This is a genomic window from Coprococcus sp. AF16-5, from assembly GCF_003479365.1.
Lineage (GTDB): Bacteria > Bacillota > Clostridia > Lachnospirales > Lachnospiraceae > Coprococcus > Coprococcus aceti.
Genome location: NZ_QUGZ01000005.1, coordinates 48,732 through 64,492, shown reverse-complemented (window position 1 = coordinate 64,492; position 15,761 = coordinate 48,732). Strand labels below are relative to the sequence as shown.

Here is a 15,761-nt window from a genome sequence, read left to right as displayed (position 1 = left end):
CTTATAGAAAAGAGGTCATACATGTTCACAGGAATAGTAGAAGAGATAGGAACTATAAGAAAGATAGATAAAGGCGTAAGCTCCTGCAGCATCACGGTGCAGGCAGACAAGGTTCTCCATGGAAGCCAGGTTGGAGACAGTATAGCGGTAAACGGTGTGTGTCTTACTGCAACCGGCATATCGGGGAATATCTTTACTGCGGATGTCATGCCTGAGACTTTGAGACGAAGCGGACTTGGACAGCTTACCGGTGGCAGCAGGGTGAACCTTGAGCGTGCCATGGCGGCCGGAGGAAGATTTGGCGGACATATAGTGTCAGGACATATAGATGGAACCGGAACGATCAGAGAGCTCAAAAGGGAGGACAATGCAGTGTGGGTGACAATAGATTGTTCTCCGAAGATACTCAGATACATCATTGAGAAGGGCTCAATAGCCATAGACGGTATAAGCCTTACGGTTGCGTATGTCGATGATATATGCTTTAAGGTGTCGATCATTCCGCACACGGCGGGAGAGACGACGCTGCTGGATGGCAAGCCGGGCAAGGTGGTCAACCTTGAAAATGACGTGGTTGGAAAGTATGTTGAGAAACTGCTTATGCCATACAAAGGTGACGATACAGATGAAAAGCTTTCAAATGGAAATGCTTCAGATAGATCAGGACTTGATATGAAGTTTCTGGCAGAAAATGGATTTATGTAGACAGATATTTTAAGGAGGTAGAGTGATGAGTTTTGAATTCAACTCGATAGAGGAGATCGCTGCAGATCTTGCGGCGGGAAAGCCGGTTGTCATGCTCGATAACGAGGACAGAGAGAATGAGGGAGATGTAATCTGTGCAGCAGAATTTGCTACAACGGAGAATGTCAACTTCATGGCAAAGTGGGCGAGAGGTCTCATATGCATGCCTATGGATGCGTCATATGCGGATAAGCTGAATCTCCCACAGATGTGTATAACCAATACAGATAACCACTGCACAGCATTTTCAGTATCAGTGGATCATGTGGATACAACCACAGGAATCTCAGCCGAGGAGAGAGGCTACACAGCCAGAAAATTTGTGGATGATAATGCAAAGCCGGATGACTTCAGAAGGCCGGGACATATGTTCCCACTTCAGGCAGTTGCAGGCGGAGTCATAGAGAGAAACGGCCACACAGAGGCTACAGTTGATCTTATGAAGGTTGCAGGACTTAAGCCTTGCGGACTGTGCTGTGAGATCATGAAGGATGACGGAACCATGGCGAGAAAGGATGACCTTGTGGAATTTGCAAAGGTTCATGGCCTTAAGATATCGACCATAGAGAAGCTTGTGCAGTACAGAAAAGAGCATGAAGTATTCGTTGAGTGCGTAGCCAAGGCAAAGCTTCCAACAAAGTATGGTGAGTTTACGATCTGTGGATATATCAACAAGCTGAACGGTGAACATCACGTGGCACTCACAATGGGTGATATAGCTGACGGCAAGCCTGTTCTCTGCCGTGTGCACAGCGAGTGCCTCACAGGCGATTGCTTCGGCTCACAGAAGTGTGACTGCGGACAGCAGCTCGATGCGGCCATGAAGGCCATTGCCAAGGAAGGCAGAGGCGTGCTCCTGTACATGAGACAGGAGGGCAGAGGAATCGGCCTTATCAACAAGATCAAGGCATATGCGCTTCAGGATCAGGGGCTTGACACCGTTGAGGCAAACCTCAAGCTTGGTTTCCCTGATGATGCAAGGGATTACACCATAGGAACACAGATACTTGTGGATCTCGGAATCAGACAGATCAGACTTCTCACCAACAACCCACTCAAGGTATACGGCCTTGCAGGCTACAATCTTGAGATCGTGGAGAGAGTTCCTATAGAGATAGAGCCAACCAAGTTTGACGCATTTTATCTCAAGACAAAAAAAGAGAAAATGGGTCATATGTTAAATGATGTTTAACTTTTCATAAGGAGGATAAATCAGATGAATAAGGTAGAAGGAAAGTTAGTGGCAAATGGAGCAAAGATAGGTATAGTAGCAGCGAGATTCAATGAGTTCATAGTTTCAAAGCTCGTCAGCGGTGCAGAGGATGCGCTTCTCCGTCATGATGTGAATGCAGACGACATCACAGTTGCATGGGTTCCGGGGGCATTTGAGATTCCTGTAATCGCAAAGAAGATGGCTGCAAGCGGCAAGTATGACGCTGTTATCTGTCTTGGTGCTGTTATCCGTGGTGCGACAAGCCACTATGATTATGTGTGCAACGAGGTTTCAAAGGGCGTTGCCTCAGTATCACTTGAGACAGGTGTACCTGTAATGTTCGGAGTTGTTACAACAGAGAATATCGAGCAGGCCATCGAGCGTGCAGGAACAAAGGCCGGCAACAAGGGTTATGACTGCGCTATGGGAGCTCTTGAGATGATCGACCTCATGAAGCAGTTGTAATGCAGACTGCAGAAAATGCGATATAATGAAGCATGCTGATGCATGCGCAGGTTATCAAGTGAAAATATAATGCGTACAGAAGATACAGGCACGTGTAGTTATAATACATGTGCCTGTAAATATATGACAGGATGGATATAATATATGAAAAGCACAGACAGGAAGATATTGTTCTTTGATATAGACGGAACGCTTATAACCGAGGACGGAAGGAGATACTTCCCGGACAGCGCAAGGCGTGCGCTGGCGCAGGCGAGAGCCAACGGACATCTGGTGTTCATCAACACTGGCAGGGTTTACTGTAATGTCACTGATGAGATCAAGGCTGCGGGTTTTGACGGCTTTGTGTGTGGCTGCGGAACATCCATTTACTATGGCGGCAAAGAGCTGTTCCACAATGATGTCAGCAGGGATGTGTGCAGGGATATAGCTTATGCATGCCGCAGATATGACATGTTTGGAATGTATGAGCACAGAGACAAGGTGTACGTGGACGGTCAGAACATGGGAAATGAACTCCTTGCAGAGATGGTCAGATACTTCCGGGCAAATGGAATATTTGTTGGGGAGGATGTGGACTCGGATGACTTTGAATTCGACAAGTTCTGCTGCTGGTTCGCGGATGACAATAAAAATGTTCCTGAGTTCCGCGAGTATGTATCACAGCATTTTGACTATATCGACAGAGGTTCAAATTTCTGCGAGATAGTTCCCAAGGGATTCAGTAAGGCGACAGGTATACAGTATCTTCTGGATTATTTTGATATTCCGCTTGAAAATGCATATGCATTTGGTGATGGCAACAATGACGCACCTATGTTATTATATTGTCCGAACAGCATAATCATGGAGAAGGGGCCGGAGGAGCTCAAAAGACAGGTTATGATGGTCACAGACGATGCGGAGAATGATGGAATATATAAGGCTATGGTGAAGCTAGGAATCATAGAGCCGATGGAATAGCTGGTTCATTTTGCCGGTCAATAATTATTAGAGTTGGAGATTTATATGGAAGAACAGGAAGAGAACAAGAAGGTGACGCTGCTCGATCAGTTGTCGATAGCGGTCAGCAGTCCGAAGAATTACAAACAACTGGTTAAGCTGAAGACGGGACGCCTTGTGTGGTTTGTGGTGATCATATCCTTTTTACTGGCATTTATAGAGTTTGGAATAGACGCCATATTCTGGGTTGGCAAGGTCGGAGGTCTGAGGAATCTCATAACAAATAAGATCCCGGCATTCACATATCATGACAATAAGCTCGACATGGAACACGATATGCAGCTTGAGATAGGAAATGCTACTCTGTACATCAACACGGAGAATGCGTCAGTGAACCTTGACTCCATGGAAACGGATGGAGTGTACATCGCCATAGGAAGTGAGAATATAGTCATGGGAATGGTCTCAGATGGCAAGGGCTATGATTACATGGAGACACCGCTCAAATACATGTTCCTGCCGGATGGCTTCAACAATAGCAAGCTGGCGGTACTGACACCGGTATTTTATATGTACATGGTGATCATGTTCATTGCGATGATGGTGGCATCGGCGGGCAGACAGCTTCTCCTTGCGCTGATATTCAGTATAGCGGGCAATAGACTTGCAAGAATTCTCAACACGGGACTGTCCTACGGCAAGGTATTTACGATATGTGTCTATGCACAGACTCTGGCGGTGTTCATAATGTCGGTCAACACTGCTCTTGGCTATCTGTTATCCTCGTTTGTTGTATGGATCATCGCACTTGTCGTGTCCATGGTATTTATGAACAAAGCTATAGGAAGCTATGTGAGTGGAGATATACCGCCGGGAGATGTGTTCTGATAAGGCGGTCATTTGGTTTGAATAGGTGGAGGCATATATGGAGATAGAGAGAAAATACCTTGTACATGAGATACCTGTCGATCTGACAAAATATCAGGTGAAGCACATGGAACAGATGTATGTGTCCGTGAAGCCGGTCATAAGGATCAGGAGAACGGACGACAGACGTGTGCTCACGGTCAAATCCAAGGGCCTGCTCAGCAGGCAGGAATTCGAGATGGATCTGGACGAGGATGAATACAGGAATCTCAGATGTAAGGCAGACGGCAATATAATAGAGAAGGACCGGTATATAATACCGCTTTCCGATACAGACGGAACCTGTGGTGACAGTGAAGTGGACAGGGAACTGAAGATCGAGCTGGACGTGTTCGACGGGATATTTGGCGGACTCACCTATGCTGAGGTTGAATTCCCGGAGGAGAAATTTGCAAATACATTTGTGCCGCCGACGTGGTTTGGCAGGGATGTGACTGAGGACGGTATCTATCAGAACAGCGCCCTGAGCGGCATGGACAGACGTGATATAGACAGTTTTGTAAAGAGTGCGAATAAGGAGGAAAAGCGATGAAGGCAAGAGTTTTATTTGCAACAGGTTATGAAGAGGTAGAGGCTCTCACGGTGGTGGATCTCTTGAGGAGAGCCGGAGTTGAGTGCCTGATGGTGTCGGCTGACGATCAGGATACAGTGACAGGAGCGCGAGGCATGGAGGTCACGATGGATGAGAAGTTATCAGAGATTGATGACCAGTGCGATCTTGTAGTTCTTCCTGGAGGTATTCCGGGGGTTCCGAACCTCAAGGAAAATTCAAAGGTTCAGGCCATGGTCAAGGCACAGAATGACAGAGGCGGTTATGTGGCTGCTATCTGTGCGGGACCTACAGCACTTGGCGCATTTGGCGTGCTTGCGGACAAGAATGCAACATGTTATCCGGGATGTGAGGATCAGCTCATGGCGAAGCGCCACAGCACGGAGCCGGTAGTGGTGGACGGAAATGTGATCACCAGCAGAGGAGTGGGAACAGCCATAGAATTTGCACTTAAGCTGGTAGAGATACTCATAGACAGACAGACTGCGGACGATCTCGCAGAGAAGATAGTATATAAGAGATAATGAATATAAAAATATCAGTTAGGAGCCTGGTGGAATTCATCTTCCGCAGTGGCGATATAAGTGATAGCAGTAGTGGGACTCTGTCCAGAGAAGCGATGAATGCGGGTAGCAGGATTCACAGGAAGCTTCAGAAAAGGGCAGGGTCTCATTATAATTCAGAGGTGCCGCTCCGGTATACAGAGGAGCTTGGCGGACATCTGATAACTGTGGAGGGCCGGGCTGATGGAATCATAGACAGATGCGGTGGCGAACAGGAAGAGCCCGGGGATATTGACGACGGCTTTGACATGGCAGAGGGGTATGCTGTGGACTTCCATGACAGCGATGTGCTTATAGATGAGATAAAGGGCATATACAGGAACCTCGATGACATGGAGAGCCCGCAGCGCGTCCACGTGGCCCAGGCGATGTGCTATGCGTATATATATTCAAAAGAGAATAATTATAGCTGGATAGATGTAAGGATAAGTTATGTAAACCTTGACAGCGAGAAGGAGAAGTTCTTCAGGCGGAGATATTCATTTGGCTATCTGGAGAAATGGTTCAGCTCAATGATGGCGGAGCTTTGCAAATGGATTGATCTGGTGGAGAAGCATCAGCTTATGAGGAATCAGTCCATCTCGGACATGGAGTTCCCATTTGAGTACAGGAAGGGCCAGAAGGAGATGGCTCTGTATGTGTACAGGGCTATTGAGCAGGAAAAACATCTGTATGTCCAGGCACCAACTGGAATCGGAAAGACCATGGCGGCGGTGTACCCGTCCATAAAATCCATGGTTCAGGGACACGTGTCGAAAATATTCTATCTGACAGCCAAGACCATAGCCCACACTGTGTCGAGAAATGCGGTGGAGCTGCTGGAGGACAGAGGGCTAAAGCTCAAGACTGTTATACTCACGGCAAAAGAGAAGATATGTTGTCAGGAACAGGTGGATTGCAATCCTGCGGTATGTCCGTATGCCGAGGGGCATTTTGACAGGGTAAATGATGCGCTGTACGACGTGGTATTACATGAGACGGTGGTTGACAGAGATGTGGTAATACGGTACGCACAGGCTCACAGGGTGTGTCCGTTTGAGTTGAGCCTTGATGTGAGTCTGTTTGCTGACATGGTGATATGTGACTATAACTATGTCTTTGATCCGAGGGCGAGCCTCAAGAGGTTCTTTGCGGCAGAGGGCGGTAAGCCGGGAGATTATGTATTCCTTGTGGATGAGGCGCACAACCTTGTGGACAGGGCATCGTCCATGTACAGTGCGGAGATTGTGAAGGAGGACTTTCTGGAGCTCAAGAAGCTCACAGCCCAGTATGGCGGCCGTATGGCAAGACATATAGGAAGCTGCAACAGAGAGCTGCTTACGATGAAGAAGGAGGTTCCTGAGGAGGGATACAGGGTGCTCTCGAGCATAGCACCTCTTCACCTGAAATTGCTCAGCCTCCATGAAGCAATACAGCTCTTTCTGGAGGAGCACAGGCAGATCCCGGAGAGAAAGGAAGTCCTGAACTTTTATTTTAATCTCACCTCATTTCTGAACATTGCGGAGATGATGGATGAGAATTATGTCGTGTATGACGAGATAAGGGATGACGGAAGATTTGTGGTGAGACTGTACTGCGTCAAGCCTGCAGTTAACATAAGAAACTGCTTGGACAAAGGGCTTGCCACGGTGTTTTTCTCGGCTACAATACTTCCTGTCAGATATTATATGGAGATGCTGTCGGACTGCCCGGATGACAGGGCAATATACATCCCGTCTCCATTTTCTGCGGAGAACAGGAAGATAATGATAGCAAATGATGTCACGACCAGATACACGAACCGTAATGAGGCGATGTACAGGAACATTTACAGCTATATAGAGCGCGTGATAAGTGCGAGACCGGGCAACTATATGGTGTTCTTTCCATCGTATGCCATGCTGGAGAAGGTGCATGTGCTCACTGAAGAGCTTCCAGAGTCTCTTGGGGTGGAAGTTATAGCCCAGGAACAATACATGACGGAGAGCGACAGAGAGAGCTTTCTGAGGGCATTTGAGGAGAAGAACAATGTGCTGGCACTGTGCATCATGGGCGGAATATTCTCCGAGGGAATCGATCTGACTGGTGACAGGCTGATAGGAGCGATAATAGTCGGACCCGGTCTTCCCCAGGTGTGCACGGAGAGAAAGCTGATGATGGATTACTTCGACAGCAGAACCGCGGCGGACGAAAAAGAGGCTGCATCCGACAGGAATGGATTCAGATATGCGTACCAGTACCCGGGAATAAACAAGGTATTTCAGGCTGCCGGAAGAGTCATAAGGACGGAGACGGATCAGGGGATAATACTTCTGATAGACGAGAGATTTGCCACCAGGCGTTACACGGAGCTGTTTCCTGTGGAATGGAATGACAGCGTGATATGCAACATGCAAAATGTGGACGGGATCCTTGAACAGTTCTGGGATTATAAAAGTAAAGAGATTTAAATATACAAAAGCATAATACAGTGCTATAATGGACACCTGATGAAGCCGGAGCGGCGGTAAAGCCCGGTTGTATATATTTTATCAATATGAAAAAGGGGATAGTGATGGTAGATATAACAGTAAAAAATATTCTGGAAGCTACAGGAGGCGTACTCCTCTGCGGAGATGAGAACACTGTTCTCACTGACATCTGTATAAACTCTAAGGAGGCCAAGGAGGGCGATCTGTTCGTGCCGATCATAGGAACAAGAACCGACGGACACAGATTTATAGAATCAGCACTTCAGACTGCAGCAGCCACACTCACATCGGAGCATGACAATGTTGTGGTGTCGGACAAGGCGTATATCAGGGTGGATGATACTGTTAAGGCATTGCAGGCCATTGGAAAGTATATAAGGAACAGATACGATATGCCTGTTGTGGCGGTTACAGGAAGCGTGGGCAAGACCACGACAAGAGAGATGATCACAGCGGCTGTCAGTGCTGGAATGAAGTGCTTCCACACAGAGGGCAATTATAATTCGGTGTACGGCGAGCCTATCACGGTGTCAAGGATGACAGACGAGTACGATGCGGCTGTTCTTGAGCTTGGAATCGGCGAGCCGGGTGAGATGGACATCCTCACTGATATAGCTCAGCCGGATATATGCGTTATAACGACCATAGGCGTTGCACATATAGAATATATGGGTTCACTGGAGAACACCCGCAAGGAGAAGCTCAGCATTATCAAGGGCATGGGCGAGAATGGAACACTGTATATCAACGGTGATGATCCTATGCTGTATGCGGTCAAGGATGAGATACCATGTAAGGTATACACATATGGCTGCGGCGAGGGCATGGACTTCAGAGCGACTAACATCCGCATGGAGGATGGATATTCTGTATACGATATGGTACATGGGGATGACGTTGTAACTGTCAAGGTAGGAGTGATGGGACTGCACAACGTGCGCAATTCATTGGTGGCCATGGCTGTGTCGCATCAGCTTGGAGTTCCATATGAGAAGTCGTCGAAGGCATTTGAGAATTTCAGAGGCCTCAGACAGAAGGTCATCAAGCTTCCTGGCAAATACACGATCATAGACGATACATACAATGCAAGCCCTGATTCCATGAAGGCCAGCACCGATGTCCTCTGTGACATGAAGTGCGAGGGCAAGAAGTATATCGTGCTCGGCGATATGCTTGAGCTCGGAGAGAAGAGCGATGAGTACCACTATGAAGTCGGAGAGTATCTCAGAGATAAGAAGATAGATGAGGTCATAGTCATCGGAGAGCATGCCCAGAAGATCAAGGAAGCTCTGGATGCCTGTGATACGAAGTATGCCAAGACTGTGTCATTCACTGACACGGAGGAGATCGCGATATATCTTATGGCGCTCATGAAGCCTGAGGATATAGTGCTTTTGAAGGGATCAAACGGAATGAAATTGAGTGAAGTGGTTAATATTCTCACGAATTAGTGTGTGTATTTGTACAAAATGACAAAAGCAGTCACGGATTTACAACGATCTGTGACCGCCTTTTTGTGTAAAGTGTTGCCATTTATTGTAAATCAATTCCCAAAACGATACAAAAGGGAGAAAAGAATTTGGTTATATTGAAAAAATATAAAAAATGGAGTAATATCAACCTAGCTTGAAAATAAATACATAAGATTACATAGATACTTTTTATTTGGGAGGAAAGAATCATGGCTACAGCAAAGAAGGCAGATGAGACAAAGAAGGTAACAAAGGCAACACCTGCAGCAGCACTTGCTAAGGTTGAGGCAGTTAAGAAAGAGGAAGCTGCAAAGAAGACAGCAGCTACAGAGACAAAGGCAGCACCTGCAAAGAAGGTAGCTCCAGTTAAGGAAGAGCCAAAGGCAGCACCTGCAAAGAAAACAGCACCAGCTAAGAAGGAAGAGCCAAAGGCAGCAGCACCTGCAAAGAAGGCTCCAGCAAAGAAGGCAGCTCCAGCTAAGACAACAGAGAATGTATTTGTTGAGTTCGCTGGCGGTCAGATCGAGATGGCAGCAATCGTTGCTAAGGTGAAGGAAGTTATTGGCAATAAGACAGTTAAGGAATTGAACGTATACTACCAGCCAGAAACAGGCATGGTATATTATACAGCTGATGGAGAATCAGGTTCTTACAGTCTTTAATCTATAGATGTTTGTTTTGAGACGGATCCCAGTCGTAACGACTGGGATCTTTTTTATGCAATATTGTGTTGTATATAATGGGCTTTCTGTGATAATATGTCATAGGTTAGCGACAGCTAACTAATGCTTTTACAAGGGGTAAGAGATGACAATACACGAGTATGGAGACAGGAAGAATCCGCATATATTGCTTATACATGGAATGTGGATGTGAATATATTAAAAAGCCTGTGATATGAACTTTGATTCATACCACAGGCTTTTTGCTTGCAGATAATACTATATATTATGAATTACTTTGTTGTCAGGAAATCTGCGTATGCTGTAGGAAGACCATGCTCTGTAGGATCAAGTCCCTTGATCTCTTCCTCCTCAGATACTCTAAGTCCCATAGTCTTCTTGATGATCAGGAATACGATGGTGATCGTAACTGCTGTCCATGCTGCAACTGCTGCAAATCCAAGTAACTGGATGAGAAGTGGATGAATGCCACCGCCGTAGAACAGACCGTTTAATGTATCATTTCCAGGAACAGTTGTTGTGGAGAAGAGACCTACAGCGATTGTTCCCCAGATACCATTTACACCATGTACGGCTACGGCACCGACAGGATCGTCAACATGTAATGCGTGGTCACAGAGCCATACTCCGAATACTACGAGAAGTCCGGCAACGATACCGATGATAGCTGCGCCGAAAGCATCGACTGTATCACAAGGAGCTGTGATGGCAACAAGACCAGCGAGTGAAGCGTTGAGACACATTGACACATCAGGCTTGCCATATTTGAGCCATGTAAATATCATACATGAAACTGTTGCAAGTGCAGGTGCGATAGTAGTAGTGAGGAAGATAGAACCTAACTGATCAACAGATGTTGCGGCTGCACCATTGAATCCGTACCAGCCGAACCACAGGATGAATACACCGAGTGCGCCGAGTGGAAGGTTATGACCAGGGAAGGTGTGAACCTTTACTACTTTGCCATTCTCATCCTTATTGAACTTTCCGATACGAGGTCCAAGTAATGCGGCACCAATCAGTGCTGAGATTCCGCCTACCATATGGATGGCACATGAACCGGCAAAATCATGGAAGCCAAGTTTTACAAGCCAGCCACCTGGATTCCAGATCCAGTGAGCCTCAATAGGATATATCAGCAGTGAGATGATAGCTGAGTATACACAATATGCAGAGAACTTTGTTCTCTCTGCCATAGCTCCTGACACGATGGTTGCTGCTGTTGCACAGAACACAAGGTTGAATACGAAGCTTGACCAGTCATAGTTTTCAAAGTGAAGGAACAAATCCCATGATGGTTTTCCGATGAAACCTCCGAGTGCCCAGTCACTGCTGCCGAGCAGAAGTGATGAACCGAGGATCATGAATGAGACTGTACCGAGACAGAAATCCATGAGATTCTTCATTATAATGTTTCCGGCATTCTTGGCTCTTGTGAAACCGGCCTCAACCATTGCAAATCCGGCCTGCATCCAGAATACCAGTGCGGCTCCGACAAGGAACCATACTCCAAATACAATTGTGCTTACGTCTTCCATAATCATTCCTCCTTTTAATACATTGTAGTTGTGGAAGTGATCAGATAATAAAAAAAGATGCGTCCCGCCAGGTATGCTCCTGACAAAACACATCTTTGTGCACATTATATCTGATCGTACGTCACTGAGATATGACTGATAATAAGTATCTCAGTGCCACACCTCAATTACTAACTTGGGTTGAGTATAGTATTGAGATATGGTAAAATATTGAAAAAATCGGACATGGAACGATAAACCTTATTATATTTTGCGCGGGCTTAATATAATAAAGCAAAGATACGGTAAAGATAAATAAAGTTATGCGGAGATGGCGTATGGATAGTCAGATTTTATTGAATGTTAATTTTTGCAGTGAAGTACATACTAATTTGATAGAAAAGAATGAGAAGTCTGTGTATGTGAGAGCTGGTTACAGCTTGGGTGGGCTGAGAATAGTGCCACAGGAGAATGCTGGGATATGTGTGATATGTACGGATGGACACATCAAAAGGGTGTATCCGGGTGAACTGGAGGCGGCTGTTTGCATTGAGGAGAGCTGCAGCTTCATATCTGTGGAGCAGGATCTTGGATTTGGCAGGGAGATTCTGGATACCCAAGATATGCGTCTGCTTGAAAAACTGCTGACGGCTGATCATGCATTTACAGGAAATGGTGCAGAAGATCCGATAGAGAGTGCGACAGAGGAGATCACGGAGCATATAGAGAAATGCGGATCGTTGTGGCAGAGGAATGGCATGGCTGATTCGGACATCGTGAAACAGGCGGATGTCATATATGCGGCAAAAGGGAAGATAAGCATATCAGAGCTTGCTGAGCAGATGGGATGCACCGTTAGACATGTGCATAGGAGATTTGTGGAGGAGCTGGGGGTCAGCCCCAAGAGGTTTGCCCGCATCGTGAGGATCAGGGAGACTGTGAGAAAAATGCTGGAGCATCCGGGCGGACATGTCACGGATTATATGGATGACATGGGATATTCTGACCAGGCGCATTTCCAGAGAGAGTTTAAGTGGTATACAGGGATGACCCCGGGGGGTCTTCTGAAGATACTGGGAGACAGAGCAGAACGATAAAAAACAGGCAGTGTACAAATGCCACTGCCTGCAAATTTAGAAAAAGGAATGATACTGGATACCTGTGCTTATTAGAGTGCTGTCTCTCCGCGCTCGCCTGTACGGATACGAACGACATCTGCCACATCATATACGAAGATCTTACCATCACCGATCTTACCTGTGGATATTCTCTCGCAAACCTTGAAAATGATCTTGTCCGCAACATCGTCTGCTGCGATGGTCTCGATCTTTACCTTTGGAATAAGGTTTACAACATATTCGCTTCCTCTGTAAGTTGTCTTATATCCCTTCTGATTACCGTAACCCATGATGTTTGATACCATGGCACCTGTTGATTCACACTCATCAAGTATTGACTTTACATCATCAAGCTTTTCTGAACGAACTACGATTTCAAGTTTCTTCATAATTACAGTCCTCCTTTTACCCGTTGGATTTATTTTTTATGATTATAGCATAGCGAAAAATCCAATTCCATAGCACTTCGCAAATGCTGAAATATAAAAACGATTCGAAAGACCACAGTTGTAAAATGACATAAAAAACGGGAGTTTGACTTAATATTATTAAGGAGAAAATGATGGTATGAGGAGTTTGGTCACGGCTATTTTACAGTAATTTCATATTTGCAGGTGTTGGTAAATGTGGTATATGTGTGTTATTATATTTCTGACTGAGACTATATGTATAATCAGGAAAGGAAAATGAGATATGGCAGAGAATTATGATGATATAGATAAGAAGACACCGGATACGGTGGATACCGATGGACATGCATCGGATGATAAGGATAACGATGACGACTACGAGAAATACTGCTACCTGTGCAGGAGACCGGAGAGCGTGGCCGGCAAGCTGATACATATGCCTGGAGATATAAATATATGTGCGGACTGCATGCAGAGATCATTTGACAGCTTTAACAATTCCGGTTTTGGCAACATGCCGGGGCTTGGCAATATGCAGTTCATAGATCTTACGAACATGCCATTTGGCAATATAGACATGTCCAAGTTCAAGGCACAGAATGACGTGCCAAAGTCACAGAAGGTCAAGAAGAAGGCGCCAAAGGAAAAGAAGCAGGAGGAAGAGCTCACGCTTAAGACCATTCCGGCTCCTCATAAGATCAAGGCTATGCTGGACGAGTATGTTGTGGGACAGGAATATGCCAAGAAGGTTATATCCGTGGCTGTATACAATCATTATAAGAGGGTTCTCACAGATACCATGGATGATATAGAGATAGAGAAGTCCAACATGCTGATGGTGGGACCTACAGGCTGTGGTAAGACATATATAGTCAAGACCATAGCAAGACTTCTCAAGGTACCTCTCGCAATAACTGATGCCACAACTCTAACTGAGGCCGGTTATATAGGCGATGATGTTGAGAGTGTTCTGTCAAAGCTTCTCGCCGCCGCCGACAATGATGTGGAGAAGGCAGAGAGAGGAATCGTGTTCATAGATGAGATAGACAAGATCGCCAAGAAGCAGAACAGCAACAGCAGGGATGTGAGCGGTGAATCCGTACAGCAGGGACTGTTGAAGCTGCTTGAGGGTGCGGATGTTGAGGTACCTGTGGGATCGGGCAGCAAGAATGCTATGGTTCCCATGACGACCATCAATACAAGAAACATACTGTTTATATGTGGTGGAGCATTTCCTGATATAGAGGAGATCATCAAGCAGAGGATCAGCAAGCAGGCGTCCATGGGCTTCAAGGCTGAACTCAAGGACAAATATGATGATGATCCGAATCTGCTGAGACAGGTTACAACCGAGGATCTCCGTGAGTTTGGCATGATACCTGAGTTCCTTGGAAGACTTCCGGTACTCTTCACACTTGATGCGTTGGACAAGAATATGTACGTGAGCATACTCAAGGAGCCTAAGAATGCGATATTAAAGCAGTATAAGAAGCTCCTTGCACTGGATGAGGTGGATCTTAGATTTGACGATTCGGCATACGAGGCGATAGCCGAGGAGGCGATCAAGAGGAAGACGGGAGCCAGAGCATTGCGTGCAATTATAGAGAAATTCATGCTGGATATCATGTACCAGATCCCAAGGGATGACACCATAGGAAGGGTGACCATCACAGGTGATTATATAAAGGGCAAGGGAAGCCCTATCATAGAACTGCGCGGAACACCGGCACTTGAGGAGGCAAGCGCAACTCAGATCGATAAGCAGGACTGAATAGATCTGTAATGACAATAATGCGATAACAGGAAAATGCTACTTGATAATATTTTATCAATATGCTAGAATATCACCGTTCATTAAGGGAGTAGTCAGCGCAGAGCTTGCGTTGTGATATCAACATAATGATTGGCAGCCATCGGTCGATGATGGCGTGAATCTGGTATTACTGTAGATGATGAGACTTTCTGGACAGCTTTTAGCTGCCCGGGAGGTCTCTTTTTATATGTGTCTGTGACTGCATCCGTCAAATCTATATCAAGGAGAAAAATTATGAGTATTGCAGAGTTATTCCTGTTGGCAGTTGGTCTTTCAATGGATGCATTTGCCGTGTCTATCTGTAAGGGGTTGTCCCTGCGCAACATCAAGGTGAAGCACATGCTTATCGCAGGTGCGTGGTTTGGAGGATTTCAGGCACTTATGCCGACGGTAGGATATGTCCTCGGAAGCTTTTTTGCAGATCTGGTAAGCAAATGGTCACACTGGATCGCATTTGTGCTCCTCCTGTTCATCGGCGGAAGCATGATCAAGGAGTCGTTTGGCGGGGAAGAGGAAGTAGATGCAGATATGAGCTTTAAGGTCATGTTCCTTCTGGCGGTTGCAACCAGCATAGACGCACTGGCGGTTGGAGTGTCATTTGCATTCCTCAAGCTGTCCACTCTGTATATCATACTTGCGGTATTATTCATAGGATGTATCACATTCATATGTTCAGCGGTCGGAGTGAAGATCGGAAGTATATTCGGAACAAAGTACAAGTCAAAGGCTGAGCTTGCCGGAGGTATCATACTTATACTCATAGGAGTAAAGGTTGTTCTGGACGGACTCGGTATATTGTAACCTTAACATAAAATAAATGGACAATAGTATGGTTTATGGCATACAATGTGTAGATAGGTTATGTGAAGGGACAATATATTAAGTAAGGAGTAG

At 46.0% G+C, this 15,761-nt stretch carries 14 protein-coding genes and 1 pseudogene; 13 read left to right on the top strand and 2 right to left on the bottom strand.

Annotated elements, in window-relative coordinates; genetic code table 11:
- The first annotated feature begins 21 nt into the window (after positions 1-21).
- The 10 genes from DWW70_RS12200 to DWW70_RS12155 all read left to right on the top strand — a co-directional run bounded on the left by DWW70_RS12200 (position 22) and on the right by DWW70_RS12155 (position 9,988).
- Positions 22-705 (top strand): riboflavin synthase, encoded by a 684-nt coding sequence (locus DWW70_RS12200; RefSeq protein ID WP_118649950.1) that lies wholly within the window; start codon positions 22-24, stop codon positions 703-705.
- 25 nt (positions 706-730) lie between these two features.
- Positions 731-1,936: a bifunctional 3,4-dihydroxy-2-butanone-4-phosphate synthase/GTP cyclohydrolase II gene (locus tag DWW70_RS12195; RefSeq protein ID WP_118649949.1), complete on the top strand. Its 1,206-nt coding sequence runs from the start codon at positions 731-733 to the stop codon at positions 1,934-1,936.
- 24 nt (positions 1,937-1,960) lie between these two features.
- Positions 1,961-2,422 carry a 6,7-dimethyl-8-ribityllumazine synthase gene (gene ribH / locus DWW70_RS12190; protein WP_015533909.1) on the top strand — a complete coding sequence of 154 codons (462 nt, stop codon included), beginning with the start codon at positions 1,961-1,963 and terminating at the stop codon, positions 2,420-2,422.
- A gap of 144 nt (positions 2,423-2,566) precedes the next feature.
- Positions 2,567-3,385, top strand: coding sequence for a Cof-type HAD-IIB family hydrolase (locus DWW70_RS12185; RefSeq protein WP_118649948.1), 819 nt, complete (start codon positions 2,567-2,569; stop codon positions 3,383-3,385).
- 45 nt (positions 3,386-3,430) lie between these two features.
- Positions 3,431-4,252 (top strand): DUF1189 domain-containing protein, encoded by an 822-nt coding sequence (locus DWW70_RS12180; protein ID WP_118649947.1) that lies wholly within the window; start codon positions 3,431-3,433, stop codon positions 4,250-4,252.
- A 37-nt stretch (positions 4,253-4,289) separates the two neighbouring features.
- On the top strand, positions 4,290-4,823 hold the full coding sequence (locus DWW70_RS12175; RefSeq protein ID WP_055223316.1) for a CYTH domain-containing protein: 534 nt from the start codon (positions 4,290-4,292) through the stop codon (positions 4,821-4,823).
- Positions 4,820-5,365, top strand: coding sequence for a DJ-1 family glyoxalase III (locus DWW70_RS12170; protein WP_118649946.1), 546 nt, complete (start codon positions 4,820-4,822; stop codon positions 5,363-5,365). Before DWW70_RS12175 ends, DWW70_RS12170 begins: the two co-directional genes overlap by 4 nt.
- Entirely contained in the window at positions 5,365-7,833 is a 2,469-nt protein-coding gene (locus tag DWW70_RS12165; protein WP_118649945.1) for an ATP-dependent DNA helicase, read from the top strand. The genes DWW70_RS12170 and DWW70_RS12165 overlap by 1 nt, the downstream gene beginning before the upstream one ends.
- A gap of 104 nt (positions 7,834-7,937) precedes the next feature.
- Positions 7,938-9,305 (top strand): UDP-N-acetylmuramoyl-tripeptide--D-alanyl-D-alanine ligase, encoded by a 1,368-nt coding sequence (locus tag DWW70_RS12160; RefSeq protein ID WP_022215917.1) that lies wholly within the window; start codon positions 7,938-7,940, stop codon positions 9,303-9,305.
- A gap of 230 nt (positions 9,306-9,535) precedes the next feature.
- Complete coding sequence (locus DWW70_RS12155; protein ID WP_118649944.1) at positions 9,536-9,988, top strand: DUF6465 family protein; 453 nt, start codon at positions 9,536-9,538, stop codon at positions 9,986-9,988.
- A gap of 308 nt (positions 9,989-10,296) precedes the next feature.
- On the opposite strand, the pseudogene DWW70_RS12150 reads toward DWW70_RS12155, so the two are convergent.
- Positions 10,297-11,553 (bottom strand): annotated as a pseudogene (locus DWW70_RS12150) (ammonium transporter); the annotation flags it as partial.
- A 311-nt stretch (positions 11,554-11,864) separates the two neighbouring features.
- Between DWW70_RS12150 and DWW70_RS12145 the strand changes: the two are divergent.
- Positions 11,865-12,623, top strand: a complete 759-nt coding sequence (locus DWW70_RS12145) for a helix-turn-helix transcriptional regulator (RefSeq protein WP_158576561.1) — start codon at positions 11,865-11,867, stop codon at positions 12,621-12,623.
- A gap of 71 nt (positions 12,624-12,694) precedes the next feature.
- Here DWW70_RS12145 and DWW70_RS12140 read toward each other — a convergent pair whose 3' ends face one another.
- A complete protein-coding gene (locus tag DWW70_RS12140; RefSeq protein WP_015533899.1) occupies positions 12,695-13,033 on the bottom strand; it encodes a P-II family nitrogen regulator in 339 nt (112 codons plus the stop codon).
- 304 nt (positions 13,034-13,337) lie between these two features.
- On the opposite strand from DWW70_RS12140, the gene clpX reads away from it, so the two are divergent.
- Both clpX and DWW70_RS12130 read left to right on the top strand, forming a co-directional pair.
- The gene (clpX, locus tag DWW70_RS12135) at positions 13,338-14,825 is read left to right on the top strand and encodes an ATP-dependent Clp protease ATP-binding subunit ClpX (RefSeq protein ID WP_118649941.1); all 1,488 of its coding nucleotides are present in this window, start codon (positions 13,338-13,340) and stop codon (positions 14,823-14,825) included.
- A 276-nt stretch (positions 14,826-15,101) separates the two neighbouring features.
- Entirely contained in the window at positions 15,102-15,668 is a 567-nt protein-coding gene (locus DWW70_RS12130) for a manganese efflux pump MntP (protein ID WP_117549249.1), read from the top strand.
- Positions 15,669-15,761: the final 93 nt, after the last annotated feature.